At 68.5% G+C, this 26333-nt stretch carries 26 protein-coding genes; 14 read left to right on the top strand and 12 right to left on the bottom strand.

Annotated features, from left to right (window positions below; genetic code table 11):
- Positions 1-64 precede the first annotated feature (64 nt).
- The gene (locus tag ACWIFB_RS04975) at positions 65-1117 is read right to left on the bottom strand and encodes a methionine synthase (RefSeq protein ID WP_454057514.1); all 1053 of its coding nucleotides are present in this window, start codon (positions 1115-1117) and stop codon (positions 65-67) included.
- 20 nt (positions 1118-1137) lie between these two features.
- On the bottom strand, positions 1138-2130 hold the full coding sequence (locus ACWIFB_RS04970) for a putative oxygenase MesX (protein ID WP_454057513.1): 993 nt from the start codon (positions 2128-2130) through the stop codon (positions 1138-1140).
- 125 nt (positions 2131-2255) lie between these two features.
- Between ACWIFB_RS04970 and ACWIFB_RS04965 the strand changes: the two genes are divergently transcribed.
- A complete protein-coding gene (locus ACWIFB_RS04965; protein WP_452100268.1) occupies positions 2256-3203 on the top strand; it encodes a LysR family transcriptional regulator in 948 nt (315 codons plus the stop codon).
- An 80-nt stretch (positions 3204-3283) separates the two neighbouring features.
- Here the strand turns inward: ACWIFB_RS04965 and arfB are convergent, their stop codons facing one another.
- Entirely contained in the window at positions 3284-3724 is a 441-nt protein-coding gene (gene arfB, locus ACWIFB_RS04960; RefSeq protein ID WP_452100267.1) for an alternative ribosome rescue aminoacyl-tRNA hydrolase ArfB, read from the bottom strand.
- Positions 3725-4000: 276 nt separating this feature from the next.
- Here arfB and ACWIFB_RS04955 point away from each other — a divergent pair, with 276 nt between their 5' ends.
- The 4 genes from ACWIFB_RS04955 to ACWIFB_RS04940 all read left to right on the top strand — a co-directional run bounded on the left by ACWIFB_RS04955 (position 4001) and on the right by ACWIFB_RS04940 (position 6730).
- Entirely contained in the window at positions 4001-4441 is a 441-nt protein-coding gene (locus ACWIFB_RS04955; RefSeq protein WP_454057512.1) for a YtoQ family protein, read from the top strand.
- A gap of 110 nt (positions 4442-4551) precedes the next feature.
- Positions 4552-5148, top strand: coding sequence for a mismatch-specific DNA-glycosylase (locus ACWIFB_RS04950; protein ID WP_452100761.1), 597 nt, complete (start codon positions 4552-4554; stop codon positions 5146-5148).
- 52 nt (positions 5149-5200) lie between these two features.
- Positions 5201-5506 (top strand): monooxygenase, encoded by a 306-nt coding sequence (locus ACWIFB_RS04945; protein ID WP_452100758.1) that lies wholly within the window; start codon positions 5201-5203, stop codon positions 5504-5506.
- A 294-nt stretch (positions 5507-5800) separates the two neighbouring features.
- Positions 5801-6730 carry an RluA family pseudouridine synthase gene (locus ACWIFB_RS04940; RefSeq protein WP_454057511.1) on the top strand — a complete coding sequence of 310 codons (930 nt, stop codon included), beginning with the start codon at positions 5801-5803 and terminating at the stop codon, positions 6728-6730.
- A 27-nt stretch (positions 6731-6757) separates the two neighbouring features.
- Here ACWIFB_RS04940 and ACWIFB_RS04935 read toward each other — a convergent pair whose 3' ends face one another.
- Together ACWIFB_RS04935 and ACWIFB_RS04930 are read right to left on the bottom strand one after the other, a co-directional pair.
- The gene (locus tag ACWIFB_RS04935) at positions 6758-7759 is read right to left on the bottom strand and encodes a hypothetical protein (RefSeq protein WP_454057510.1); all 1002 of its coding nucleotides are present in this window, start codon (positions 7757-7759) and stop codon (positions 6758-6760) included.
- Positions 7760-7770: 11 nt separating this feature from the next.
- The gene (locus tag ACWIFB_RS04930; RefSeq protein WP_452100755.1) at positions 7771-8265 is read right to left on the bottom strand and encodes a hypothetical protein; all 495 of its coding nucleotides are present in this window, start codon (positions 8263-8265) and stop codon (positions 7771-7773) included.
- Positions 8266-8435: 170 nt separating this feature from the next.
- Here ACWIFB_RS04930 and ACWIFB_RS04925 point away from each other — a divergent pair, with 170 nt between their 5' ends.
- Positions 8436-8807 (top strand): carboxymuconolactone decarboxylase family protein, encoded by a 372-nt coding sequence (locus ACWIFB_RS04925; RefSeq protein WP_454057509.1) that lies wholly within the window; start codon positions 8436-8438, stop codon positions 8805-8807.
- A gap of 102 nt (positions 8808-8909) precedes the next feature.
- Here ACWIFB_RS04925 and ACWIFB_RS04920 read toward each other — a convergent pair whose 3' ends face one another.
- From ACWIFB_RS04920 to ACWIFB_RS04905, 4 genes are all read right to left on the bottom strand, one after another.
- On the bottom strand, positions 8910-11144 hold the full coding sequence (locus ACWIFB_RS04920; protein WP_454057508.1) for an NADP-dependent isocitrate dehydrogenase: 2235 nt from the start codon (positions 11142-11144) through the stop codon (positions 8910-8912).
- Positions 11145-11418: 274 nt separating this feature from the next.
- Positions 11419-13302 (bottom strand): ABC transporter ATP-binding protein, encoded by a 1884-nt coding sequence (locus tag ACWIFB_RS04915; RefSeq protein WP_454057507.1) that lies wholly within the window; start codon positions 13300-13302, stop codon positions 11419-11421.
- Positions 13299-14888 carry an ABC transporter transmembrane domain-containing protein gene (locus ACWIFB_RS04910; protein ID WP_454057506.1) on the bottom strand — a complete coding sequence of 530 codons (1590 nt, stop codon included), beginning with the start codon at positions 14886-14888 and terminating at the stop codon, positions 13299-13301. The genes ACWIFB_RS04915 and ACWIFB_RS04910 overlap by 4 nt, the downstream gene beginning before the upstream one ends.
- 49 nt (positions 14889-14937) lie before the next feature.
- On the bottom strand, positions 14938-15378 hold the full coding sequence (locus ACWIFB_RS04905; protein ID WP_454057505.1) for a hypothetical protein: 441 nt from the start codon (positions 15376-15378) through the stop codon (positions 14938-14940).
- A 207-nt stretch (positions 15379-15585) separates the two neighbouring features.
- On the opposite strand from ACWIFB_RS04905, the gene ACWIFB_RS04900 reads away from it, so the two are divergent.
- Together ACWIFB_RS04900 and ACWIFB_RS04895 are read left to right on the top strand one after the other, a co-directional pair.
- On the top strand, positions 15586-15747 hold the full coding sequence (locus ACWIFB_RS04900; protein WP_452100750.1) for a hypothetical protein: 162 nt from the start codon (positions 15586-15588) through the stop codon (positions 15745-15747).
- Between the two features lie 87 nt (positions 15748-15834).
- Positions 15835-16617: an isocitrate lyase/PEP mutase family protein gene (locus ACWIFB_RS04895; protein WP_454057504.1), complete on the top strand. Its 783-nt coding sequence runs from the start codon at positions 15835-15837 to the stop codon at positions 16615-16617.
- 42 nt (positions 16618-16659) lie between these two features.
- On the opposite strand, the gene ACWIFB_RS04890 is transcribed toward ACWIFB_RS04895, so the two are convergent.
- Entirely contained in the window at positions 16660-18138 is a 1479-nt protein-coding gene (locus tag ACWIFB_RS04890) for an MFS transporter (protein WP_452100748.1), read from the bottom strand.
- 142 nt (positions 18139-18280) lie between these two features.
- Here ACWIFB_RS04890 and ACWIFB_RS04885 point away from each other — a divergent pair, with 142 nt between their 5' ends.
- Positions 18281-18745 carry a MarR family winged helix-turn-helix transcriptional regulator gene (locus ACWIFB_RS04885; protein ID WP_454057503.1) on the top strand — a complete coding sequence of 155 codons (465 nt, stop codon included), beginning with the start codon at positions 18281-18283 and terminating at the stop codon, positions 18743-18745.
- Between the two features lie 82 nt (positions 18746-18827).
- Entirely contained in the window at positions 18828-19355 is a 528-nt protein-coding gene (locus tag ACWIFB_RS04880) for a DinB family protein (protein ID WP_454057502.1), read from the top strand.
- Between the two features lie 68 nt (positions 19356-19423).
- Here the strand turns inward: ACWIFB_RS04880 and ACWIFB_RS04875 are convergent, their stop codons facing one another.
- On the bottom strand, positions 19424-20395 hold the full coding sequence (locus ACWIFB_RS04875) for a pseudouridine synthase (RefSeq protein WP_454057501.1): 972 nt from the start codon (positions 20393-20395) through the stop codon (positions 19424-19426).
- A gap of 177 nt (positions 20396-20572) precedes the next feature.
- Between ACWIFB_RS04875 and ACWIFB_RS04870 the strand changes: the two genes are divergently transcribed.
- Both ACWIFB_RS04870 and ACWIFB_RS04865 read left to right on the top strand, forming a co-directional pair.
- Positions 20573-21487 carry an endonuclease/exonuclease/phosphatase family protein gene (locus ACWIFB_RS04870; RefSeq protein WP_454057500.1) on the top strand — a complete coding sequence of 305 codons (915 nt, stop codon included), beginning with the start codon at positions 20573-20575 and terminating at the stop codon, positions 21485-21487.
- Positions 21484-22095, top strand: a complete 612-nt coding sequence (locus ACWIFB_RS04865; RefSeq protein WP_454057499.1) for a hypothetical protein — start codon at positions 21484-21486, stop codon at positions 22093-22095. The genes ACWIFB_RS04870 and ACWIFB_RS04865 overlap by 4 nt, the downstream gene beginning before the upstream one ends.
- Here ACWIFB_RS04865 and ACWIFB_RS04860 read toward each other — a convergent pair.
- Positions 22073-23440, bottom strand: a complete 1368-nt coding sequence (locus tag ACWIFB_RS04860; RefSeq protein WP_454057498.1) for a cation:proton antiporter — start codon at positions 23438-23440, stop codon at positions 22073-22075. The two genes, ACWIFB_RS04865 and ACWIFB_RS04860, sit on opposite strands and share 23 nt — an antisense overlap.
- Before the next feature lie 51 nt (positions 23441-23491).
- On the opposite strand from ACWIFB_RS04860, the gene ACWIFB_RS04855 reads away from it, so the two are divergent.
- Together ACWIFB_RS04855 and ilvD are read left to right on the top strand one after the other, a co-directional pair.
- The gene (locus ACWIFB_RS04855) at positions 23492-24496 is read left to right on the top strand and encodes an LLM class oxidoreductase (RefSeq protein ID WP_452100741.1); all 1005 of its coding nucleotides are present in this window, start codon (positions 23492-23494) and stop codon (positions 24494-24496) included.
- Positions 24497-24551: 55 nt separating this feature from the next.
- Positions 24552-26285: a dihydroxy-acid dehydratase gene (gene ilvD, locus ACWIFB_RS04850; RefSeq protein ID WP_452100740.1), complete on the top strand. Its 1734-nt coding sequence runs from the start codon at positions 24552-24554 to the stop codon at positions 26283-26285.
- The last annotated feature ends 48 nt before the right edge of the window (positions 26286-26333 follow it).

The raw sequence follows: 26333 nt of genomic DNA, 5'->3' as shown, positions 1-26333 counted from the left end.
CTGACGTGATGAACGCGCGAGCTGTGCCACGGGGTCGCCCGGGATCCGGATGACTGAACCCTAGCTACCTCACTGCCTCGGTCAGGGACGCGGCAGAAATCTCCTCGCGAACGATGTGTGCTCCCGCGCTGAGCGCGCTCAACTTCGCGAGCGCGATGTCCCGGGGGAAGGGCGCCATCCCGCAGTTCGTGCTCGGCAGGAGTTTGTCCGCGTCGACGAACTCGAGTGCCCGCCGGAGAGTGGCGGCGACTTCCTGCGGGGTCTCGACCCGCTCGTCTGCCACGTCGATCGCCCCGAGCATGACCTTCTTGCCCCGGACGAGCTCGACGAGGTCAATCGGGACACGAGAGTTGTGGCACTCCAGCGAGATGATGTCGATGCTGGATTGCTGCAGGAGGGGAAACGACTCCTCATACTGTCGCCATTCCGACCCGAGGGAGGCCTTCCAGTCGGTGTTGGCCTTGATCCCGTAGCCGTAGCAGATGTGTACCGCGGTCTCCGCGCGTAGTCCCTCGGCTGCTCGTTCCAGTGCCGCCACGCCCCAGTCCTTCATCTCGTCGAAGTAGACGTTGAACGCGGGCTCGTCGAACTGGATGATGTCGACCCCCGCGGCCTCGAGATCGCGGGCCTCCTGGTTGAGGATCGTCGCGAACTCCCACGCCAACTTCTCTCGGCTCTTGTAGTGGCCGTCGTAGAGCGTGTCGATCATCGTCATGGGGCCGGGGAGCGCCCACTTGATCGGCTTATCCGTCTGCTGCCGGAGGAACCTCGCGTCGTCGACGAACACGGGCTTTGAGCGGCTCACGTCGCCGATCACTGTGGGCACGCTCGCGTCGTAGCGGTTGCGGATCCGGACGGTCTCGCGCTGCTCGAAGTCGACGCCGTCGAGATGCTCGATGAAGGTCGTCACGAAGTGCTGACGGGTCTGCTCGCCGTCGCTGACGATGTCGATGCCGCGGTTGCTCTGTTCGTGGGCCGCGATGCGAAGTGCATCCTGTTTGCCCTCGATCAACTCGTCGCCCTGCAACCGCCAGGGCGACCAGAGGACTTCAGGCTGGGCTAGCCACGAGGGCTTGGGCAGGCTGCCGACGGTGGACGTGGGCAGGGTTCGGTTCATGGTCGACTTTCCTCCGGTGGTCATCCGATGAGAACGGGGTTGCGGGAGGCCCACTGCTCGAGGAGTTCTCGGTGCGGCTTGATGAAGTGTTCTTCCGTGTACGCACCCTGTTTTTTCGCGAGCTGACTGCGCTCGTCGCGGTCGTAGACAATGGGGGTACGCGAGTAGTCCTGTTGATCCAAGGACGGCCGGTAAACGTCAGTTGCGGCCGAGTGCGCGTTGTAGATCTCTGGCCGATAGATCTTCTGGAACGTCTCCATGACGCTGATCGTGCCGATGAGCTGCAGGTCCGAGTAGTCGTTGAGCAGATCGCCGCGGAAATAGAACGCGAGCGGGGCGACCCCGCCGGGCGGCATGAAATACCTGACCTGGAGACCCATCTTGTGGAAGTACTCGTCGGTCAACGAGTAGTCGTCCTGCTGGTACTCCACGCCGAGAGTCGGGTGGTGGCTCCCGGTCCGGCGATAGGTCCTGCTCGTCGACACGCTGATGCAGATCACGGGATCCACCTCGAATCGTTCCCCGAACGCCGCGGAGTCGAGAAAATGCTGAAACAGCTTGCCGTGCAGGACACCGAAGTCGCCGGGCACGGTGAACTCGGAGCTTCCCTCGTTGACCGCCGGCAGCCGGACGCTGAAGTCGTAGTCGCGGACGTAGGACGAGAAATTGTTGCCCACGATCCCCGGCAGGCGGTGCCCGGTCCGGTGGTCGACGATCTGGATATCCAGCACCTCGATCAGCGGGAACCGGTGATTGGCATCGGCCGTATGGAACTGTAGGTCCGCTGAAACGATCTCGAGGTCGACCGAATAGCGGTCCCCGGTCGGATTATCCCGGCGTGCGAGGTCGTTGAATCGGTGGTTGATCATCGACAGGGTTCGGCGGAGATTCTGCTGCCGGTGCTCGCCCCGGGCCAGGTTGGCGAAGTTCGTGGTGGCCCGAGAGCTCTCCGACGGCGAGTAGTTCTCGTCGAAGCGGGTGGTGGTGATGCTGAACGTGAGTTCGTTCGACATGTACGTCCAATTCAGGGCTTGGTCGGCCGGGCTCGGCGCTACGGAAATTCTGTATCCCCATCCTGCAGTCCCAGTTCAGATATCGGGTAACTAGCGTTTACTATGGATCGCTATAGCCTGTAGCTATGCATCGAGAATCCAGAGGTATCACACTCCAGCAGCTGCACTACTTCATCGAGGTCGCCGCGGAGGGCTCGATCACCGGCGCTGCGGAGTTGCTCTACGTCGCCCAGCCGACCATGTCTGCCGCGATGAAGGACCTTGAATCCCGAGTGGGGCGCACCCTCCTCGTTCGTTCTGCCCGGGGGGTGACGCTGACCGACGAGGGTGCGGAGTTCCTCGGCTACGCCCGGCAGGTCGTCGAACAGATGTCGCTCCTGGAGCAGCGATACCTCGGTCAGCCACCGTCCCGCCGGCTGCTCGGGGTGTCGGCGCAGCATTACTCGTTCGTGGTGGAGGCGTTCATCCGGATGGTGCGGTCCGGCGACGCTCAACAGTACGAGTTCTCGCTTCGCGAAACCCGGACCTGGGACATCATCGAGGATGTCCGCACACTCCGCAGCGAGGTGGGCGTTCTCTACCGGAACGACTTCAACCGCAAGGTCATCGACAAACTCCTTCGGGATTCCGGGCTGGTCTTTCACCCGCTCTTCGCGGCGGTACCGCACATCTTCATCTCCCGGCAGAACCCGCTGGCCTCCCGGGATCGCGTCACACTCGACGATCTGGCTGACCTGCCGCGGCTCACTTTCGATCAGGGCGCGAACAACTCGTTCTACTTCGCCGAGGAGATCCTCTCCACCCTGTCGAGCAAGCGGGAGATCCGGGTCTCCGACCGCGCGACCATCTTCAACCTCATGATCGGACTCGACGGCTACACGATCTCGACCGGCATCATCAGTGACGACCTCGACCCGGAGATCGTCGCCATCCCGCTCGAGGTGGACGAGAGCATCGAGATCGGCTGGATCAGCCATTCCGGGATCCCGCTCACCGGGCAGGCGCAGCGCTACCTCGCCGAGGTGCGGGCTGTCGTCGCGGCATACGGAATCGAGCTGATCGACTCGCGGTGAACGCCGCAGTTCCGACGGTGGTGATCACCTCGTCGTCGTATGAACCAACGGTGTGCAGGTGACTGGCGGCGTCGGCGGTCTTACTCCGAATCGGGGCGGCGCCGGTTCGCCTTGATCGCGCCGCGTCGGGTCTTCGCCTCCAGGCGGCGACGCCGTGACCCCCTGGTCGGGCGGGTCGGGCGCCGCGGGACGGCCGGGGCGACGGCGTCGCGCAGCAGTTCGGAGAGGCGGGAACGGGCCGCCGCTCGGTTGCGCCTCTGGGAGCGTTCCTCGGAGGCGGCGACGGTCAGCACGGTGCCGTCAAGCCGGGCGTCCAGATTGCGCAGCGCCCGCGATCGCTGCGCGTCGTCGAGGGCGGAGGTGGTGGCCAGATCGAGGCTGAGCTGGACCCGTGAATCGGTGGTGTTGACGCCCTGCCCGCCGGGGCCGGAGGAACGGGAGAACAGCTCGACGAGTTCATTTGCTGGCACTCGGAGGCCATGAGGCGCACCCGGGCCGAGAGGGATGAGCAGATCGTCCATAGTTCTATTGTCCCGAGGTTCTCGAGGTTCCCGCCGGTCGCAGGTGGCAGTCGAAGTTCGATCACGCCTACCGTCGCCCGGACCGCTGCCGGCCAAGCGGACACTTATACCGGAGACCGACCGTGGCAACCGCACATTCCAGCGGGGATTCACCTACACGATCGGCTGACGGGCCTCGATTCGATCGAGCGCAGGTCAGCGGCTAGCGTCCAGTACAAGTGACGTTCAGAGGCAGTGGCCAGAACCGACGTCACTCCCATATAGGAGTCTGAGTATATGAGTTTTTCCGTCTACCTCTCCGGCGAGATCCACACCGAGTGGCGTGACGAGATCCGACGCGGCGCAGAGGCCGCCGGGCTGGACGTCGTGTTCACCGCCCCGGTCACCGACCACCCGGCCAGCGACGCCGCCGGAGATCACCTGGGCGAGACCGGTAGCCAGTTCTGGCGTGACCACCAGTCCGCCAAGGTCAACGCCATCCGTACCCGTACGTTGATCGAGCAGAGCGATCTGGTCGTGGTGCGGTTCGGCGACAAGTACAAGCAGTGGAATGCGGCATTCGACGCCGGCTACTGTGCGGCCCTCGGTAAGCCCTACGTGACCCTCCACGACGCGGATATCGTGCATCCACTCAAGGAGGTCGACGCCGAAGCCCAGGCGTGGTGCACGACCACCGACCAGGTGGTGGAAACCCTGAAGTACGTCCTCAAGCCCTGATCGGACCGCCGCCCGCTCGGCCGGGCAGACAGGCGCCACCCGGCCGAGTAGGCTGCGAACCCGTGACGGAACCTGCAGCATCGTCCGGCGTCCCACGGCGCCCCTCTCCGATGGGCGGGGGTAGGCCCGGGCGCGAGGACCTGGCACGCTTCGCCACAGACGATCCGCACGCGATGGACGATGTACTGCCCGCCGCCCCCGCGCGGCTCCGATTGCTCATCGTGGGGATCAACCCGGGCCTGTGGACCGCGGCGGTCAACGCACCTTTCGCCCGGCCGGGAAACCGCTTCTGGCCCTCACTTCACCGAGCGGGCCTGACCGACCATCTCGTGGACGCCGCGGCCGGACTCTCGGCCGCGGACGAGCGTCAGCTCACGTCGCGGGGCATCGGCGTGACCAACCTGGTGGGTCGTGCCACCGCCAGAGCGGACGAGCTCAGCCGCGAGGAGCTCCGCGCCGGAGGGGAAAGATTGATCTCGCGGGTCCGCGACCTACGGCCCGACCTCGTGGCGGTCGCGGGAATCACCGCCTACCGGATCTCCTTCGCGCAGCCGCGGGCGACGACGGGACCGCAGGACACGTCGGCGATCCGGGGCTGGCCAAACGGGGTCGCGCTCTGGGTCGTTCCCCAACCGAGCGGCTTGAACGCGCACGAGACCGTCGACTCACTCGCCGGGTACTGGCGGCAGGTCTGGGAGGATCGGTGATCCATCCACAACGCGTAACCCTGAGGTTCGGGTGCAAACCAGGAGGTCGATGATGGCTGTGGTGGTACAGGTGAACTTCCCCATGCAGGGGCCCTGGGGTGCGGAGATGGCGGAGGCGTTCCGCGGGCTCGCGGAGTCGATCAACGAGGAGCCGGGATTCATCTGGAAGCTCTGGATCGAGGACCAGTCGGCCGACCTCTCCGGGGGCATTTATCTCTTCGACACCCGCGAGAACGCCGAGGCCTACGTCAGGATGCACACCGAGCGACTTGCCGGGTTCGGGATCATGGACGTGACCGCCACGTTCTCTGACGTCAACGAGCAGTTGAGCACACTGAACCACGCCTCTCTGGGCTGACCGGCGCTTCCTGCGCCCGTTCCTGTTGCGTGCCCCGGGGCACACCGAGTGGCCGGTCGTGCAGGAGTGTGGTGGAGTTCAGGTGTCAAGGTCCGGTCGCTGTTCGTGTCACGTGGAGTCAGAGTGTCTGCCAGAGGGTCCGATTCCGGTGCGGGGAGAGCTGCAGGGCGTCGCCCGCACACAGGGGCCGGTGGGCACGTCGGTCGCAACCGGACCCGGTCGTCGGGGCGGCCGCCTCCCGCCCACCGGAAGAAGTCGTCGAGGCCTGCGTCGGTATCCCGGTCTGAAAAATCGATGGTTTCGCGCCCGGCCGCCGCCATCACCGTCGACGACGAGCACGCGGGCCGCAGACTCGACAAGTTCCTGCGATCCCACCTCAAAGGCGTGCCGGCGGGCCTGCTGTTCGAGCTGCTGCGCAAGGGCAGACTCCGGGTCAACGGTCGTAGGACCGAACAGAACTACCGTCTTGTCAAAGGCGACGTGATCGAGGTGCCCGCCCTCGATGTGGAGGCCCCTGCCACCGTCTCACCGAGGCCGCCCTCAGCACTTCTGGAACAGATGCGCAGGTGCGTTCTCTACGAGGACGCCGACCTGTTGATCGTGGACAAACCAGCCGGAGTGGCGGTGCACAGGGGGACAGATGTTCCCGCCGGTGTGATCGAGACCCTCCGGCACCTGCGACCCGGCGTGCCCGAACTCGAACTCGCGCACAGGTTGGACCGGGATACCTCCGGGGTGCTCGTCCTCGCGAAGACCCACTCGATGCTCCGGCATCTGCACGAGATGCTCCGCGACCGCGAGGACGAGATCGAACGACACTACCTGGCGATCGTCTCAGGCCGCTGGCCCGAGGACGTCACGGCGTTGGACGCACCGCTGCTGCGGCGGGCCGCCGAAGTGGTGGTGCACCCGAACGGGCAGCGCGCCGAGACACATGTCGAGGTCCGCCGGAGGGTGGGGAACCGGGCCACGCTCGTGGACGCCCGGCTGCTCACCGGACGAAAGCATCAGATCCGCGTCCATCTCCAGCATGCCGGGCACCCGATCGCCGGAGATGACCGCTACGGTGACCTGCGCTTCAACGCGCTGGTGGAGGAGCGGGGTGGAAGGGGCCTCCACCTGCACGCCACGAAGATGGTGATTCCACTGCCCGATGGCACAGAGCTCGTGGTGGCGGCGCCTATGCCCGGCAAGTGGGAGCGGCTGCTCAAAAAGGGGATCTAGCCGCGCGGGCGGCGGCCACCGGCGGCATCAGCACGGATCGATGTACTCCGCCGACGTGGTGAGCAACCTCGCATTGCCGCCGCGAGCCGCCTTATCGCGGCACAGTTCCGCGGTGTCGTGCGCGTGGTCCATATAGATCGGGTAGACGCGCGCTCCGTCGACACCGGCGCGAAGTGACGGGCACTGGCCCGGGGTGGCGAACTCAGCTCCCGGGTGGCGGTCAAGAAGGGCCGCGATCCCAGCCTGCGGCTGGGGTGAATCGACGAACGAGTCGAGGATGAGGATTCCCCTGCCGTCACACGGCGGGACGGAGGCGGTCACCAGGTGACCGGAAGACGTGCGAACCCCGCTGACCAGACCCGTGGCCCCGATGAATTCCCGCGGCTGGCCAGCGGGTGCCACCGGTGCCGGGATGGCTGACGAAGTGCCCGTGGAGTCCGGGCCCGGGTGGTTCGAGGTATCGCGCTCGCCGAGGATGGCACCCGAGGTGGTGATGACCCGGCCGGGGCCGCTGATCGTGAACGAGTTGCTGCCGGAGCCACACTCGAGCGTTGCCGCGTCAGGCATGGCGCACCGCACAGTGCCGATCTCTACAGCCTGACCGGTCTCGAGCCGGGCGGACACCGGCGGCACCCCCTCGACAAACGTATAGCGCAGACCTGCTACGCCGAGTTCGACGGCGCCGGGACGGCCGGGGAAGTGCTCGGTCAGATCCGGTATCTCCGAGACTGGTCTCCCGGTACAGGTCACCGTATCTCCTGCGGAAACGCACAGTCCCACGTGTCGGCCGCCCGTGGAGTAGTTCCACGCATAGACGCCCGGGCTGCTCGGCGCGGCGAAGGCGTCCGGGCCCACGCTGGTCAAGTTGCTCCGCGAGGGGGAGGCCGCGGTGACGGTCGTGGTGAGGGTGGGACTATCGGATGAACTCGGGATCTGGCTGGTGGGCTGTTCGCTCTGATCACCGGCCTGCCCGGCCGCGCAGCCCCCGGCCAGGAGTGCTGCGCCGATCATCACCAGCGTTCTGGCCATGCCGGCACCTTTCACGCGTCGGACCATTGTGCTGCCTCCCATCCGGGAGGTGGGGTGATGTCGAATGCTCCGCACCGCCACCCGTTGTGGAACTCATCGAAAGCGGAAGGCGGCGAGCCGAGGGCTTCCGCCTGTCGGCACATCCCGGTGAACCAACCGCAATACTCCCGGTCGTTGAAGTAACCGGCCCCTGTGAGAGGGCCGAGTTCGCGGAGGATCTCGTCCGCAACCTGGTCCACGGTCGTGGAGGGCAGGATCTCGAGCTCACCCACACGCGGGAAGGCTCCTTCCGTTGCCCGGAAGACGGCATTCTCGTCGCGTGCCGGCAGGTTCACGCCAGAGCGCAGATTCGCTGCGGTGGTGATCTCAATCCGCCACCAGCCGACGGCACCTATGGAGGGGACAACCCGAAGGCCGGTCAGCCCACGCTCATAAAGCAGTTGCACCGCGGCGAGCAGCAGACGCCAGCACAGGCCGGAGTCGAGATCGGGCTGGGTTCGGGGCATGGCCTCTCCTCGGTTTGATGGCGCAGGCCCTTGTAAGACCGGGCCCGGCGCGCGGAACTGAACTATGGCACAGCGCTCCGACAGCTCGGCCCGGCTCGCTCACCACCTGCCGCAGTGTAGGAAGACTGCTAGCCTGACCAGGCACTTTCCGATCGTCGAGAAGGACACTCGTGGATTTGAGTATGGACAAGGGCAACCAGTTCGTCGAGGAGACACAGTCGCCCGAGGGCGCCGCCGCCTGGAAGCAACAGTTGGACGAGTTCGCCCCGGGCGCCTCCGATTGGGTGGTGGGCGCGGTGTTCGGCGGCACCTACCAGCGGCCGGGGATCGAGTTGCGCGACCGTCAGATGCTCAACATGGCGGCCCTGGCGGCGATGGGCGGCACCGAGCCCCAGCTGACCGGGCACATCCGGACCGCGGTCGAGGTGGCCGGGATGAGCAAGGAAGAGGTCGCCGAGTGTTTCGTGCACCTCATGCCGTACATCGGCGTGCCCAAGACCCTGGCTGCGATGCGGTGCCTGAGCGCAGCGTTCGGCGAGTGACATGAGCTGAGTCGTCGTCGTATTCCTCGTCCCACGACACACCGCGCCCCCGTCGGATCACTCCGGCGGGGGCGCGGTGGGTAGTGAGGGTTCAGCGGGAGATCAGGCGAAGGCGCTGTCGAGGTGGTCGTTGAGCGTCTTGCTCGGACGCATCGCGGACTTCAGCTTCTCGGTGTCGGGCTGGTAGTAACCGCCGAGATCGACCGCGTGGCCCTGGACGACCGTCAGCTCCTCGAGGATCGTGTCCTTGTCGGCGTCCAGCTTCTCGGCGAGCGGGGCGAACCGCGCTGCGAGCTCGGCGTCCTCGGTCTGCGCCGCCAGCTCCTGCGCCCAGTACAACGCCAGCCAGAACTGGCTGCCCCGGTTGTCGAGCTCGCCGGTCACGCGCGAGGGCGACTTGCCGTTTTCCAGCAGCTTGCCGGTCGCGGTGTCCAGCGCTTGGGCGAGGATGGTGGCCTTCGGGTTGTCGTATTTGCGACCGAGGTCGTCGAGGCTCGCACCGATCGCGAGGAACTCCCCGAGCGAATCCCAGCGCAAGTGGTTCTCCTCTACCAGCTGCTGGACGTGCTTCGGCGCGGAACCGCCGGCGCCCGTCTCGTAGAGCCCACCGCCGGCCATGAGCGGCACGATCGAGAGCATCTTGGCACTGGTGCCCAGCTCGAGGATCGGGAACAGGTCCGTGAGGTAGTCGCGCAGGATATTGCCGGTCACCGAGATGGTGTCCAGGCCGCGCCACGCGCGCTCGAGGGTGTAGCGCATGGCGCGCACCTGCGACATGATCTGGATGTCCAGGCCCTCGGTGTCGTGATCCTGGAGGTACTTGTTGACCAGCGTGATCAGGTTGTTCTCGTGCGGCCGGTACGGGTCGAGCCAGAAGACGGCGGGCATGCCGGAGGCGCGGGCACGGTCCACGGCGAGCTTGACCCAGTCACGGATCGGCGCGTCGTTGACAGTGCACATGCGCCAGATGTCGCCGGCCTCGACCTCCTGAGAGACCAGGACCTCACCGGTCGCGGCGTCGACGATGTTGGCCACGCCGCCGGTCTCGACCTCGAAGGTCTTGTCGTGGCTGCCGTACTCCTCGGCCTTCTGCGCCATGAGTCCGACGTTTGGCACGGTGCCCATAGTGGTGGGGTCGAACGCGCCGTTGGTCTTGCAGAAGTTGATGATCTCCTGGTAAATCCGCGCGAACGTGGACTCCGGGATGACCGCCTTGGTGTCCTTCTTGCGGCCGTCGGCGCCGTACATTTTGCCACCGATGCGGATCATCGCGGGCATGGAAGCGTCGACGATCACATCCGAGGGGGAGTGAAAGTTGGAGATGCCGCGGGCCGAGTCGACCATCGCGAGCTCCGGCCGCTGCTCGTGGCAGCGGTGCAGCTCCTCGATGATCTCTTCCTTCTTGGCCGAGGGCAGGGTGTCGATCTTGGCGTACAGGTCGCCCATGCCGTTGTTGACGTTGATGCCGAGCTCGTCGAACAGCTCGCCGTACTTTTCGAAGGCGTCCTTGTAGAACACGCGGACGGCGTGCCCGAACACGATCGGGTGGCTCACCTTCATCATGGTGGCCTTGACGTGCAGCGAGAACATGACGCCGGTCTCCTTGGCGTCATTGAGCTGCTCCTCGTAGAACTCCAGCAGAGCCTTCTTGCTCATGAACATGGAGTCCACGACGGTGCCCTCCCGCAGCGGCACGGTCTTGAGGACCTCGGTCTTCCCGTCGGGCGTCACTACCTCCATGCGGGCGTCGCAGTCGCGGTCGAGAATGATCGACTTCTCGCCGGCGTAGAAGTCGCCGTGGGTCATGTGCGCGACGTGGGTCTGCGAGGCCATGGACCACTTGCCCATGGAGTGCGGGTTGGCCTTGGCGTACTCCTTGACGGCCTTCGGCGCGCGACGGTCGGAGTTGCCCTGACGAAGAACCGGGTTGACCGCACTTCCGAGGATGCCGGCGTACCGCTCGGCGGTCTCCTTCTCCTCGTCGGTCTGCGGGTCCCACGGGAAGTCGGGAATGTCGTAACCCTGCGACTGCAACTCTGCGATCGCCTTGGTGAGCTGCGGGACGGAGGCGCTGATGTTGGGCAGCTTGATGATGTTGGTGTCCGGGTCCTGGGTCAGACGACCGAGCGCGGCCAGGTTGTCCTGCACCTTCTGCTCATCGGTGAGTCGCTCGGGGAACGCACCGAGGATGCGCGCGGCCACCGAGATGTCGCTGGTGGTGACATCGATTCCGGCGGCATCGGCGAAGGTGCTGACGACGGGCAGGAACGCCTCGGTCGCCAGGCGGGGGGCCTCATCCGTGAGGGTGTAGATGATCGTCTGTCTGCCATCGGTCATAGGTATCGACTCTTTCGTTTTGTGCTGATCTTGTTCTTGTGGAACGTCGTCATCTCGCGGCACCATCATCCCCCGTATCGCGACGTTGTGGCAGACGCCACCCGGCGACCCGGAGGACTCGGTCGACATCGCTGTTGGTCGCGGTCGTCTCGGTACCCCGTCCAGTGTGGTCTACTCCACGCCCGCGTGCGTCGAAACGTCGCGCGGCCACCCCGTATGTGTCTGATTTCCCGCCCGTGAGCACGCGAACGACCGCGATGTGGACGAGTGCTGATTAGCCTGGATCGATTCGTCGTCCGACGTCGGTGCGCGTCGTCGAGGGCGCCGTCGTGGTGGACGGCGGGGGCGCGTCCCGGGAGTGCGCAGCGCGGCGGCCGGCAGACCACGCGCCCCACAGACGGTGATAAATGCCGTCCCGGGCGAGGAGCTGGTCGTGCGTGCCGGCCTCGACGATACGTCCGGAATCCATGACGAGGATCCGGTCGGCCCGCGAGGCCTGGTCGAGGCGGTGGGCGACCACCACCGCGGACCTGTCGCGGGTCACCTCGTCCGCGGCGTCCTCGAGGGCCCCGGCGCCGGCCGAACCGGCCTCCGCGGTGGCCTCGTCCATCACGACGATCGCCGGGTCGAGGAGGAGAACCCGGGCCAGGGCGACCTGCTGGGCGGCCACCGGGTCGAGCTGGATCCCGCGAGCGCCGACGACGGTGTCGAGACCATCGGGCAGCCGGTCGTACCACCCCCGGGCGTGGACGCGGTCCAGGGCGGTGAGCAGCTCGTCGTCGCCCGCCTCGGGCCTGGCCAGGGTGAGGTCCTGGCGGAGGGTTCCGGAGAACACGTGGACCTCCTGGCTGACGGTGGCCAGGCGCGCGATCCGCTCGCGGTCGGACAGTGTCGAGACCGGATAGCCGTCGACCAGGACCTGGCCCTGGTCCGGGACGAGCAGCCCGGCGAGAAGCGCGGCGACGGTCGTCTTTCCCGCCCCGGAGGCGCCGACGATCGCCACGGTCGTTCCGGGTTCGACGGCGAAGTCGATGTCCCGGACCGCCCACTGCCCGCCGTAGCTGAAGCTGACACCGCGAAGTTCCACCCTGCCGATCGGGGCGCCGACCCCGACATCAGGGAGCGGGACCGGCGGATCGGCCACGACGCCGACGATGCGGGACAGCGAGGCGTACCCGGACTGGACCACATCGAGCACCCGCATGACCATATTCAACGGCCCGCGCAGGCGGATGATCATGAGCACCGCGCCGGTGAGCGCGCCCACGGTGAGCGTCCCGGCCCCGACGAGGTGGTATCCCAGGAGAAGCGCGATCGAGAGCATGAGGAACTCGGCGACGAGCATCCACACGTTGAGGATGAGCATCGTGGTGCGCGCCCGGATGCCCTTGGTGACCACGCTCCAGGAGGCGTTCGCGATCTCGTGATGCATGCGCTCCTCCATCGAGAACGCGCGCACGGTGGCCCGGCCCCGGATGGCCTCGAGGACGCGGTGGGCGCGGTCGGCCATCGCCGCCCGTTCGTCGGCGTAGCGTCCCGGTGCCTTACGGAGGTACAAGCGGGCGGCCAGGACGTAGACGGGCGCGACCACCACCGGGATGAGGATGAACTGCCAGTCCAGCGTGAACAGCGCGATCACCGTCGCCGCCAAAGTGAACACCGAGCTGGTGAGGATCGGGATGGTCTCGGTCACCGCGGACGACAGCTCGGAGACGTCGTCCGTGGAACGGCTGACGAGGTCGCCGGAGCCGGCGTCCTCGACGCGGTGGGTGGGGAGGCCGAGTGCGGTACCGACCATGTCCTGACGCAGGTTGGCGATCACCCGTTCGGCGACCCGCGAGACCAGGTAGAAGCCGCAGGCGCTGAGTACCGCACCGGCGACCGCCGCGCCGAAGAGGACGGCCCCGAGTTGCCAGAACGGTCGGGATGACGCGCCGGTGACCAGGTCCACGATCTGGCCCATCACCCGGGGCACCGTGACGGTGGCCCAGGCTCCGAGGCTGAGCAGGGTCAGCGCGGCCAGCAGCGCCGGACGCGCATGCCTGACACGGCGGAGCTGGGCCCCCATCTCACGGCGGACCTGACCGGCGGTCGCCAGCGGGAATCGCAGGGCGGTGTCGCCCTTGGCCGGGGGAGGCGGAACATTCGCGACGCTCATCGGGCGACCTCCGTCAGGGCGCCGATGAGCCCGGTCAGGTCCTCCGTGGTCATGTGCATCGTCGCGACGGCGCTCCAGGCCGGCGCCTCGCTGAACACGAGCGTGATCGCCTCCGTGCGATGCCGGGCCACCTGGTCGGCGATCGTCTGCTCGGTCACCGAGTCGACCGCGGTGGTCGGGTCCTGCAGCACCAGCACCTCGGAGGCGGCGGCCAGGGCGCGCGCCAGGGCGACCCGCTGGCGCTGACCACCGGACAGCATGCGGCCGTTCTCGCCCACGCGTTTGTCGGGGCCTTCGGGAATGTCGTCGCAGGCGGCGATGTGGAGCGCCTGCTCGGCCCGGGACCGGTCCGGGTGGACGTTGTCGGAGACGGTGCCGTCGAACAGGTCCGCGGCGTGCGGGGCGACGATCACGCGGGTGCGGGGCAGGGCCTCGAGGTCGTGCACCAGGGCGGGGTACGAGCCGTGGACGACGGTGATGCCCGTGGGCAGGGCGCCGATAACGTGATCGGCGCGTCCGCTCTCGATCTCCGAGGGACGCTCGAATCCCGCACCGAGGACCTCACGGATCCGCTGGCCCGATGCCTCCGCCGAGGCCCACCTCGAGGCGAGGTTGCGACCGAACATGGTCATGGGGACGACGAGGAACTGCGTCAGGCCCACCACGGTGATCAGTTCGCCGACGGTGATGTGCTCGCCCAGCGCGAGAATGCCGGCCCCCAGGCCGAGGCTGGAGACGAACAGCGCGCCCGCGGCGTCGGTGGCCCCGTTGAGTCGGGCTTCGGCGCCATTGGCGTGAACGGTCTTGGAGTATGCGGAGTCCGACACCGCGTCGTAGCGCCCCCGGACGGTCACGATCGCACCCAGTCCCTTGAGGATGCGTAGGCCCTGCACCACGTCGGTGGCGGTGGCGGCGGCCTCGGCGATCGCCTGCTGCCGGGCGACCGACCGCGTCTGCAGCGGCCGCGCTACGCGGAGCGCCACGACGGCCAGCAGTGGACCGCCGACGAGCGTGGCCAGACTCAGCCACGGGTTGATGGTGAACATCACTGCCGCGCCGTAGACGATGGCGGCGAGCTCGGCCACCGGCATGACGGTCATCATCACGATGTCGCCGACCCGGGTGGTATCCGAGGAGGCGATGGACAGCAGCCCGCCGGGCGTGCGCTCCCGTCCGGCGAACCCGCGCGGGTCCTGGATGCGGTCGGTCACCAGCGTGCGCAGGTCGTGGCTCACCAGTTGCTGGCTGCGCACGAGCATGAAGCGCGCGGTCCAGTTCGCGGCGATCGCCACCGCGAACACACACGCCAGCATGCCGATCCAGAACCACAGGCTGGCCAGCGACGCGGTCGCCACGGCGTCGTCCACGGCGCGGCCCACGACCACCGGGGTGATGCCGTTGCAGACGAACGCCACGGCCATCGCCCCGGAGGCGAGGAAGCTCCACGGCCGCTGGGAGAGTGCGACCTTGAGAGTCCACCAGCGCGCGTCGACGGGCGGGATGAGCGACCTGTGCCCGCCCGGGCCGGGGAGCGCCGCGTAGTCGACGGTGCTCGCGCGCCCGGTGTCGGAAGAGTTGTCGGGCATCACCGACGATGTTACCGCCGCGCGCCGGGACGCCTGCTCCCGCGAGCGCCTACCCGGCCTTCGCGCCGAGACTGCCGTTGTGTGCCGCGCGACCGCCCACGATCTCGACCCCGCCCAGAAACGCGACACCGAACGCGAGCAGCGACTGCCCGGAGGCGTCGAGGGTGTCCTCGACCGATCTCAACCACCCCCGTACGAGCGGGTCGGGCAGTCGGTGCCGCGCCGAGAGCGCGATGACGAAGCTCGGGGCCGGGATCTCGGGGAGGATCCTCATGGACTCCTGGCGGTCGCAGGCGGGTTCGGACCAGTCCGCGTCCGCGGCCAGCAGGGGCGCGGGCAGGCCGACGTCGTACTCGTCGCACGGGAGGATGAGCAGGGAGTTGCGTAGCCGATCTCGGTAACCCACCACCAGGTCTATGACACCGGCGGCGAGCGGCCCCTCGTCCAGGGGCATCGTGTTCCAGTTCTCGGGAAGCTCTTCGAATCTCATGCGATCGAGTCTTCATCCGATGACCCGGCGGGAACACCCCTGTAAGCCGATCAGTGGATTTCGCGATCTCGCCTGTGGAAGCCGCGATCCACGGGAACCACGAGCTGCGCTCGCGCGTCGTCTCCCCCCGGTCTCGCCTGCCGGTTCCGAGGGTGACTCCATCGCGCAGCCCGACGCCGACTGGTTCAGCCGTTCAGCCTCGTTCTCATGCCCACGGCGGACGCCGAGGGGCACACGCCCCCGCTGTTCCAATCCTCAGCCGACGCGGAGCCCGCCCCCGTCGAGTTCGCGTTCCGGTCCGCAGAGCCGCTCTCCGACGGCAGTGTCTGGTTGCGCTATGACGTGGTGGGCGAGATCGAAGCGTCCTGAATCGAGACTTTTTCGCCGTTGTCCAGCGGGTCGGTCCCGTAGGGTCTGCCCCAGAGTGCAGACGCGGACACCGCGAGGAGGATTGCGATGACGGATGTAGCGGCGCGCGCGAGGGCGCTGGCGGAATGGCACGGCTCGGGGGAGCTGGTGGTGTTACCCACGGTGTGGGACACCTGGAGTGCGCAGGTCGCGGTTGATGCGGGCGCCGTCGGACTGACCGTGGGCAGCCACCCCGTCGCCGACGCGATCGGCAGCTCCGATGGCGAGAACATGGACTTCTCGGAGTACCTGTCGGTGGTCAGCGGTATCTCCGCGGCGGCCGGGGTTCCCGTGAGCGTGGACGTCGAGTCGGGCTATGGCCTGGACCCGGCCGAACTCATCACGCGGCTGCTCGAGGCCGGTGCGGCCGGCGCGAACATCGAGGACGTCGTGCACGGCGAGGGCAAGCGAGTGCGTGACCGGCGGGAGCATGCCGACTACATCGCCGCGGCCCGTGCGGCTGCCGACGAGGCCGGCGTGGACTTCGTCATCAACGGCAGGACGGACGCGGTGAAGCTCGGCACCGGCACCTTCGACGATCCGGTGGGCGAGGCGGAAGCCCGCATCACGATGATGGAGGACGCCGGAGCCCGCGCGGTCTACCCGGTGGGGTTGTCGACCGCCGACGAGGTGAGCCGTCTCGTGCAGGCGGTGACGGTACCGCTGAACGTGACCGCGCACCCCGTCAACGGGCACGGTGCCGGGGACCTCGAGGCGTTGCGTGGGCTCGGCGTGCGACGAGTGTCTTTCGGCCCGCTGTGGCAGAAGTGGCTCGGCGAGGTGTCGGCCGGTGAGCTCGCGGGATGGGCGCCGGGAGACAGGAGGAGCTGACGCCCCCCGCAGCTCAGATCCCCCGGCGGGCGCCGGGAGACGTCAGCGGACCCGGGCGAGTGCCTCCTGCCCGGTGCCCTCCGCGGACGTCGGTGAGGCGACCGGCTCGGCGCCCGTGCCGGACGGCCGATGCCCGCTCTTGATCAGCAGCACGATGACGGCGCCCGCGACGGCCGCACCGGCACCGATGAAGAAGCACAGTCGGAACATCTCCTGGGTGGGAGCCTGGACGCCCGCGCCGATGTCGGTCATCCGGCTGGTGAGGACGATGGCCATCACCGATCCGGCGATGGTGGTGCCCATGGAGCGCATCAACGAGTTCAGACCGACCCCCGCCCCGGCCTCGGAGGCGGGGGAGTTCTCGAGGATCAGAGTCGGCATGGCCGCATAACCGATGCCGACACCGGCGGAGGCGATGCACGTCGAGACGAGCAGCTGCCACGGGGCATGCGCGGAGAAGGCGGCGACGAGGTATCCCGCCGCGATCACCGCCGCCCCCAGGGCGAGCGTGGTGCGGCCGCCGAACCGGGTGAGCATCCGGCTGGAGATCGGGGTGAACGCGAGCATCATAAGCCCGCCCGGGGCCATCCACAGGCCGGCCTGGAGCATCGTCTGACCGAGTCCGTATCCGGTGGATTCGGGGAGTTGGAGGAGTTGGGGAACGACTATCGACTGCGCCATCATGCCGAACCCGATGAGGAGCGCGGCGATATTGGTGAGAAGGATCGGCCGCCGGGCCGTTGTCCGGAGGTCGACGAGCGGCTGGTCGTGGCGGGTCTCGTAGAAGCCCCACGCGAGGAGGATCGCGGCGCCACCGATGATCGCGCACAAGGTGGCCGGCGAGGTCCATCCCCAGTCGCCGCCCTTGGAGATGCCGCCGAGGATCGCCACGATGCCGATTGCCAACCCGATGGCGCCGACGGAGTCGAACCGGGCCCGGTCCACCGGTCGCCGGTGCGGCAACACGACCAGCGAGAGCACGGCCATGACCGCGGCGAGCGCGCTGGAGACCCAGAACAGGGCGTGCCAGTCGTGGTCTTGTGCGATCCACGCGGCGAGGGGGAGTCCGAGTGCGCCGCCGACGCCGAGCGTCGCGCTGATCCCGGCGACCGCCGAGTTCTGCATGGCGGGCGGGGCGATCTCGCGGACGAAGCTGATCGCGACGGGGACGTACCCCATCGCGAGTCCCTGGAGGGCGCGACCGATGAGGACCGGCACGAGCGAGGTCGACAGGGCGCAGATGAGCGAGCCCACCAACAGGATGAGCGCGGAGGCCACGAGGACCGGCTTGCGCCCACGGATGTCGGCGAGTCGGCCGGCCACCGGCATCGCGACACCCCCGGCCAGCAGGGTCGCGGTCACCACCCACGCGGCATTGTCCGGTGCGGTGTCCAGAAGCCTCGGTAGTTCAGGCTGGATGGGGATCACCAGCGACTGCATGAGCGAGGCGCACATGCTTGAGAAGCCGAGGACCAGGATGACGGCCAGCGGCGCCGCCGCGCGGTCGCGGGAGAGATTCATCAGTTCCTTTCAGGGGTTCGCGCCCGAATATGTATGTTACATACATATTCCGACCTGTGTAGGCTACATATCGCATACGGGCACGGCAAGCAGGCGGTCAGCCGTCCCTCGTCGAGGGCGCGTCCGCGAAGGAGGACTGCAGGTGACGGCATCGAGTGAGCACTGGTTGGGGCCTGACGCGCCCGCGGAACGTCGGCTCGCTGCCATCCTCAGCCGACTCGACGGTCAACGCCGTGCCATGGAGGGCGCCATGCGGCTCGGCACCGCGGATCTGCGGTTGCTGTGGCTGCTCGCCGATGGCCGTGCGCGAACCCTGAGGGAGATCGCCGACGAGCTCCGGTTGGAGCAGTCCACGATCAATCGCCAGGTCAACGCAGCTCTGGCCTCGGGGTACGTGGAACGCCGGCGGCGAGATGGCGGCAGCGCCCACGAGTTCGAGCGCACAGACGAGGGCCGCCGGGTGTTCGACGCGGACACGGCCCGTTCTCTCGGCGCCTACGCGTCCGCGCTCTCGCATATGGGGCCGCAGGGCTCCGAGACCTTCCTGGGCCTCGCGCACGAGTTCCTCGACCACTATCAGCGCGAGGTCGAGAACGCCGCCGGCTGAACCGACGCCACGCAGGGCCGCGTGACAAGTGACCGGCCCGCTATGCCTGCACGCGCGTTGACCCGGTGGAAGAGTGACGCCCATGGATGTTGAACCCGAACCGGGCATGCCGGACAACCGCGATTGGACCACCGTGCTCGACGGCGGATGCGATGAATGTGGGTACCGACCGCACGATCCGCTGACCACCGACGAGAGGCTGGCCGCCGTGGCCGAGCGGTGGGCCGTGGTGCTCGCCCGGCCGGACGTCGCCACCCGACCGGCCCCGCGGGTGTGGTCGCCGCTGGAGTACGCGGGCCACAGTCGCGACCTCATCGAGGTACTGGGAGACCGGCTCGCGGCGGTGCTCGAGGCCGACAACCCCACATATGCGGACTTCGACGGCGAGGCCGCCGTCCGCGAGCGTGAGTACTGGCGAGCCCGGGCCGCGTCGATCGCCGAGCAGTTGGTCCGTGACACCGGCCGGACGCGCGGGATCCTCGGACGCGTCGGCGACGCCGACTGGGATCGCACCGGGCGTAGGGGTGACGGGTACGTCTTCACCGTCGCAACGCTGTGTCAGTACATCGTCCATGACGTGGAGCATCACCTCCACGACGTCGACGGTTGACGTTCGACGACGGCGTTCGAGGTGACGCGGTGTGCTGAGCCGGCGGTCGCCCGGTTCGTGCGTACCCGTCACACGCCGACCGGTACCTCCGACAGTGTGCGCCGACTCCGGAAGCGCCGGATCTCGCCGCTGACCGGGTAGGTGAACTCGAGCTCGCGGGCGAGGAGCTGGAGGGGGAGTGAGCCGTCGTCGGCTGCCTCGGGCAACAGCTCGGGATAGCGCCGGTCGCCGAGGATCGGGATAGCGAGCGCGGCGAGCTGCACGCGCAGCTGATGTAGCTTTCCGGTGCGCGGTCGTAGCAGCGTGTGCAGCACGGGCCGCCCGGTGGCGCTGGTCCCGTGACCCAGTACGTCCACGACGGTCTCGGCGTTGGGCTCGAGCCCCTGCCGTATGACGGTCCGCTGCGGGCCACCGGGGGAGTGGAGGTGGTCGCGGCGCACCAGCGGCATCGGTTGCCCGTGGAGGGTGCCGGCGTCCGGGTCCCAGCCGACGGGCAGCGCGGACACCGCCTCGTAGACCTTGGTCACGCGCCGCTGCTCGAACAGCGATTGGTACGCGCCGCGCATCTCGGGCCGGGCGGTGAACATGACCAACCCGGCGGTGGGCCGGTCGAGTCGGTGCACCGGCGTGATGTCCGGGTTGCCCAGGCGCACCCGCAGCCGGACGAGGGCGGTCTCGCGTAGGTAGCGGCCGGACGGGGTGGTGGGGAGGAAATGCGGTTTGTCGACGACGACGAGGTCGTCCTCCGCGAACAGGATCGTCTCCTGATAGGGCAGTGGCCGCTCATCGGGCAGCTGCCGGTGGTACCAGACGAACTCGTGGCTGCCCGGCGTGGTGTGGCGATCGATCGGCCGACCGTCCCCGCCCACGATCTCCCCAGCGTCGATCCGGCGGAACAGCTCATCCGGGTCCAGGTGCGCGAATCTCGACACCATGTACTCGGCGATCGTCGTCCACGGTCCCGAAACAGGGATGCGGAGCCTGGTGGGTCCGACACCGTGTCGTACCGGGAGTGGCGGGGGTGTGGGCACGGACCACATCGTCTCATCCCGCGCCGGGCGGTATGTGACTTCCGCGCGCAGGGCGTACGCGCACGGTGCTGACACCTAAGGTGGCAGGAAGGAGCGGCGTCGCGAGCTACCGGGCCGGACGGGGCCGTCACACGGGTGGTGGGCCGGGGGCGGGGCCGACGCCGCGCCCGGCGACGAAGAAGGGCGGTGACTCCGGCGATGACCGAGCGGGACTCGGAGACCCACCGCACGACGCGGGCGGTGATCGGGCCGGCGCGGGCGCCCGAGCTCCACATCATGAGCTGGAACATCCGGCGGCGGATGCCGCGCTTTCTGGCGCGGTCGGCCGATCGGTGGTGCCGCCGCGCTCCCGGGATCACCGCTCTGCTCACCACGGAGCGTCCGACGGTGCTCTGCGCCCAGGAGGTGCTCCCGGATCAACTGGGGGCGCTCTACGAGGGACTCGGTCGCGGGTACCACCACGTCGGCTTCGGTCGGTCAGCCGACGGCGGCGGCGAGGCGTGCCCGATCATGTACGACACGGACAGGCTCGAACTCGAAGGGTGGGAGCAATCCGCGCTGTCGGACACCCCGCGGCTCCCCGGTTCGACGTCGTGGGGCAACCCGTTCCCCAGGATTCTGGTCGGTGCACGATTCCGGGACCGGGCCACGAGTCGGCGGATCCACGTGATGAATACTCATCTGGATCCGTTCTCGGCGAGGTCGCGGCTCCGCGCGGCCGTGGCGATCGGGGATCTGGTCGGTCCCGGCGAGCCGCCGACGGTGCTGGCCGGGGATCTCAACGCCGGGCCGTCGAGCGATGCCGTGCGGGCCCTGTTCGCGGCCGGACTGGTGGACAGCTGGGACGGTGCGCGCTCTCGTGCGACCGGGGAGTGGGGCACCTACGGTCGCTACCGTCGTCCGCGTCGGCATGGCGATCGGATCGACTGGATTCTCACCTCATCCCGTCTCCGGGTGACCCAAGCCGCGATCAATCCGTTCCGTCATGACGGGGGCTGGCCTTCCGATCACCTGCCGGTGCAGGCCGTGGTGAGAACAGAGAGTCCATCAGGTCCATCAGGTCCATCAGGCCCTGTCGTGGCCGGGGCAGGACCGCTGTGATCGACAACTTCCTGCGTCCTGCCGGTACCCGCGGACAGGTCGTCGCGGATGCGGTCCGGCTCCTCGGCGTGCTGAGTGTGGTGCTGGCGCTGGCGGTGTCCGGGGTCACCGACGCGGCGATCGTGGCGTTCTGCACGCCAGGGCTCACGCTGCCACGGTTCCTCGGAATGCGGCCGGGGGCCGACGCCGCGGTGTGCGTGGTGCTGCTCGTCGCGGCGTGGAGCAACGTACTCGATCTCTATCGAGCAGTCTGGTGGTGGGACATCCCCGTCCACGTGGCGACGGCCGGCGCCCTCGCGGTCATGGGGTACCTGGTGCTCGCCCGCCGGGACATCGTGCCGCCGCCGGCCTCGCCACGATTCACCGCCATCGGAGCCGTGGTGCTCACCACGGCGCTGGGGCTGGCCCTCGGCGCGCTCTGGGAGATGGTCGAATGGTTCGGATATGCCGCGATCACCGCCGACATCCACGTGACCTACCACGACACGATCGGCGACATGGCCGCCGGCGCGTCAGGGGCGCTGCTCGGGGGCCTGCTGATGGCCCGCACGCCTCAGCTGCTGGTCCCGTCGATCGCTGTCACGGTCACGGGGTGCGAGTCCCGGTGATGTCACCGGTCGTGATGCCGCCGCCGTTGTCGTCGTCGCCATCGGAGACACTGCCGGGCGGCGACGCGCCCGCCCTCGGCGCCCCCGCACCGACGCCCGGGGCGTGCACCACGTCGGCGAGCAGTGGGAACAGCAACACCGTCACCGCCCCGGCCGCCACCAGGACCGCGGCTTCCTCGGCGCGCATCAGATCGCCGGTCACGGCCACGTCCGTCACCGCCACGATGATCGGCAGACCCGTCGCCGCGTACAAACCGACCCGGGCGCGGTCGCGCGTCGTCGCCAGGCCGGGGCTGACCCGCAGCCACGTCTCCGAGAGCCACACGCCACCGCCACGCAGGATCAACATGCTCGCCACCCCGGCGACCAGCAGCCACGGGGCCGCCGCGACCGCATCCACGCTGATCCCCATCCCCGACACCACGAAGAACACCGGGATGAACAAGGAGTATCCGACGGTGTCCAGGCGGCCGAGCAGCTCGCCGAGCAGGTCGCGGGGCGGCGCGTGGGGAGCTGCGGAATCCGACCGGACGGCCACGAGTTGCCTGCCGTACGCCTCGACGAGGCTGCGCAAGATCATGCCCGCCGCGAACGCGCCCAGCACCACGTCCAGTCCGAACACCGACGCCACGGCCATCATCGCGGCCAGCAGCAGGAACACCGTCCGCACCACGAGCTGTCCGGTCGAGGTGTTGCCCTGCGCCAGTGCGCGCCCCATCGCGGGGACGTAGAGCAGGCGCCGCGGTACCGCGAACAGGAACAGGGCGGCCAGCAGGAACAGGGCGACCGCCACCGCGGACGAGCCGATGTCCCGGGTGCCGAGCAGTAACGCCATGGCCAGGACGGGGCCGAGTTCTCCGACCGCGCCGTGGGTGAGCACCGCGCGGCCGACCGGGGTGGTGTCGTGGCCGCCTCCCTTGAGGATCGGCAGCAGCGTGCCGATCGCGGTGGAGGTGAGCAGCAGGCCGATCGCCACGGCGGTCTCCCAGCGGTCCGAGACCAGGTACCCGACGCCGGTCGCCAGGATCAGGCTCACCACCCAAGTGCCCGTCGCGCCCGCGCCCCGACGGCCGGCGAGCGTGGACGTCCGGAGTTCTGCGCCCGCGAGCAGGAACAGCATGCCGAGCCCGATCTCCGACAGCATCGCCACGCCGCCGCTCTCCTCGGCCAGGCCGATCCCGTTCGGGCCGATGAGCATGCCGCCGACCAGCAGCAGGACGACCGCGGGGATGAACGACCGGGCCATCCAGGACAGCACCGGCGCGACGCAGATGACCAACACGATCCAGAACAGCGAGAGTAGTTCCGTCGACGAGGTCCCCAAAGCCAGGAGGGTGGTGGTCACGTCCGGCCTTCCGTCGGAGGGATGAGCGTGAGCCTAGTGCAAGGTGGGTGCATGACGACCCCGCTCTGCACGCGCTCCGACGACGACCCGCACCACCTCCCGGGCTTCCGTCGCACCTTCGCGCCCGGGCATCTCACGCTCGGCCTGGGGTTCCCACTACGAAGCCGGGGCGACGACGCGCCGGTCGGGGATCTCGCCGCGCAGATCGAGGCCGCTCGCGCCGCCGAGGCCGGGGGCTTCGCCGCCCTCTACGTCCGTGACATACCGCTGCGGGTGCCGTCGTTCGGAGACCTCGGGCAGGTGTACGACCCGTGGATCCATCTGTCCCACATCGCGGCGCACACCTCGCGGATCGCGCTGGGGACCGCCGGCATCGTCCTGTCGATCCGACACCCGCTGCACGTGGCCAAGTCCGCCGCCAGCCTCGACCGGATCACCGGTGGTCGCTTCCTGTTGGGGCTGGCCTCGGGCGACCGGCCCGAGGAGTTCCGTGCGTTCGGACTCGAGCAGGGGGAACGCGGCGAGCGGTTCCGCGAGAACCTGCGCGTACTCCGACACGCGCTCAGCACGGAGATGCGCGGCATCCGCTGGCCGGGGGGCTGGATGCACAGTGCGGACGTGGTGCCCAAGCCCACCGCGGCGTCCGTGCCGATCCTCATGATCGGTTCGTGTCAGCAGAGCGTCACCTACCTCGCCGAGCACGGGGACGGCTGGATGACCTACCCGCGCGACTTCGACGCCCAGCGCCGCACCGCCGCGCGATGGAGGGAGCTCGTCGAGGCGGCAGGAGTCGCGGACGCCCCCTTCAAGCCCTTCGCGCAGTCGCTGCAGGTCGATCTGTCCGAGGACCCGGACGAGACGGCGTCGCCGATCAACTTCGGGTTCCGGCTCGGCCGGCGTGCGCTGGTACAGCACCTCGACGATCTCCGACAGATCGGTGTGAACCACGTTCTGCTGGGTGTGGGCGCGAGCACGCGACCGATCCGCGAGGTGATCGACGAACTCTCCGAGCACGTGGTGCACCGGTTCCCCGCTCTGGGTTCGTCGTCGGGCTGACCCCGTCCGCCTCGTCCGGCGGCGCGGGTCCGGCCCGAGTACCTAGGCTGGCCCCATGAACTCCGGAACCGATACCCCCCGATCCGAGAACCCGACGACGGAAGTCGACATCAAGCCACGCAGCCGCGACGTGACCGACGGCCTGGAGAAGACCGCCGCGCGCGGGATGCTGCGAGCGGTGGGGATGGGCGACGACGACTGGGTCAAGCCCCAGATCGGCGTGGCGTCGTCGTGGAACGAGATCACCCCGTGCAACCTCCCGCTGGACCGGCTGGCCAAGGCGGTCAAGGAGGGCACCCACGCAGGCGGGGGGTACCCGCTCGAGTTCGGCACCATCTCGGTCTCCGACGGCATCTCGATGGGCCACGAGGGTATGCACTTCTCGCTGGTGTCCCGCGAGGTCATCGCGGACAGCGTGGAGACGGTCATGAGTGCCGAGCGGCTCGACGGTTCGGTGCTGCTCGCCGGGTGCGACAAGTCGCTGCCCGGCATGCTCATGGCCGCCGCGCGTCTCGACCTGGCCAGCGTCTTCCTCTACGCCGGGTCGATCATGCCCGGTTTCGCCAGGATGTCGGACGGGACCGAGCGCCAGGTCACGATCATCGACGCGTTCGAGGCGGTCGGGGCCTGCTCGCGGGGACTGATGAGCCGCGAGGACGTGGACAGTATCGAGCGCGCCATCTGTCCCGGCGAAGGCGCCTGTGGCGGCATGTACACCGCCAACACGATGGCCAGCGCCGCCGAGGCCATGGGGATGTCCCTCCCCGGCAGTGCCGCGCCGCCGGCGCCGGACCGTCGTCGCGACGGGTTCGCCAAGGCCAGCGGCGAAGCCGTGGTGGAGATGCTGCGGCGCGGGATCACCGCCCGCGACATCATGACCAAGGAGGCGTTCGAGAACGCCATCGCCGTGGTCATGGCATTCGGTGGCTCGACAAACGCGGTGCTGCACCTTCTGGCGATCGCCAACGAGGCGGAGGTGGAGCTGAGCCTCGACGACTTCGCCCGCATCGGAGCCAAGGTCCCGCACCTGGCCGACGTCAAGCCGTTCGGTGCACACGTGATGAACGACGTCGACAAGATCGGCGGCGTGCCCGTCGTGATGAAGGCACTACTCGATGCCGGGTTGCTGCACGGTGACTGCCTGACGGTCACCGGCAGGACCGTCGCCGAGAACCTGGCGCACATCTCGCCGCCGGACCCGGACGGCCTGGTGCTGCGTGCGATGAACGAGCCGATCCACCCGACCGGTGGCATCACCATCCTGCGCGGCTCCCTCGCCCCGGAGGGTGCGGTGGTCAAGTCCGCGGGCTTCGACTCGGATGTCTTCGAGGGCACCGCGCGGGTCTTCGAGCGAGAGCGCGCCGCGATGGACGCGCTCGAGGACGGGACGATCACCGCCGGCGATGTCGTCGTCATCCGTTACGAGGGGCCCAAGGGTGGTCCCGGAATGCGCGAGATGCTGGCCATCACCGGGGCGATCAAGGGCGCGGGGCTGGGCAAGGACGTGCTGCTCATGACCGACGGCCGCTTCTCCGGAGGGACGACCGGCCTGTGCGTCGGGCATATCGCGCCGGAGGCAGTCGACGGCGGTCCGATCGCGTTCGTACGCGACGGGGACCGGATCCGCCTGGACGTCTCGAACGGCACACTCGAGCTCCTGGTCGACGAGACGGTGCTGGAGGGACGCAAGGACGGATGGGAGCCGCTGCCGCCTCGCTACACCCGTGGCGTCCTCGCCAAGTACTCGAAGCTGGTCCAGTCCGCCTCCGAGGGCGCGATCTGCCGCTGAGGGTGCATCGATCAGACGACTCGCCCCGCCGGCTGATGATCAGCCGCC

This window comes from Dietzia sp. NPDC055340 (assembly GCF_053645335.1).
This window is presented reverse-complemented; position numbering and strand designations above follow the sequence as displayed.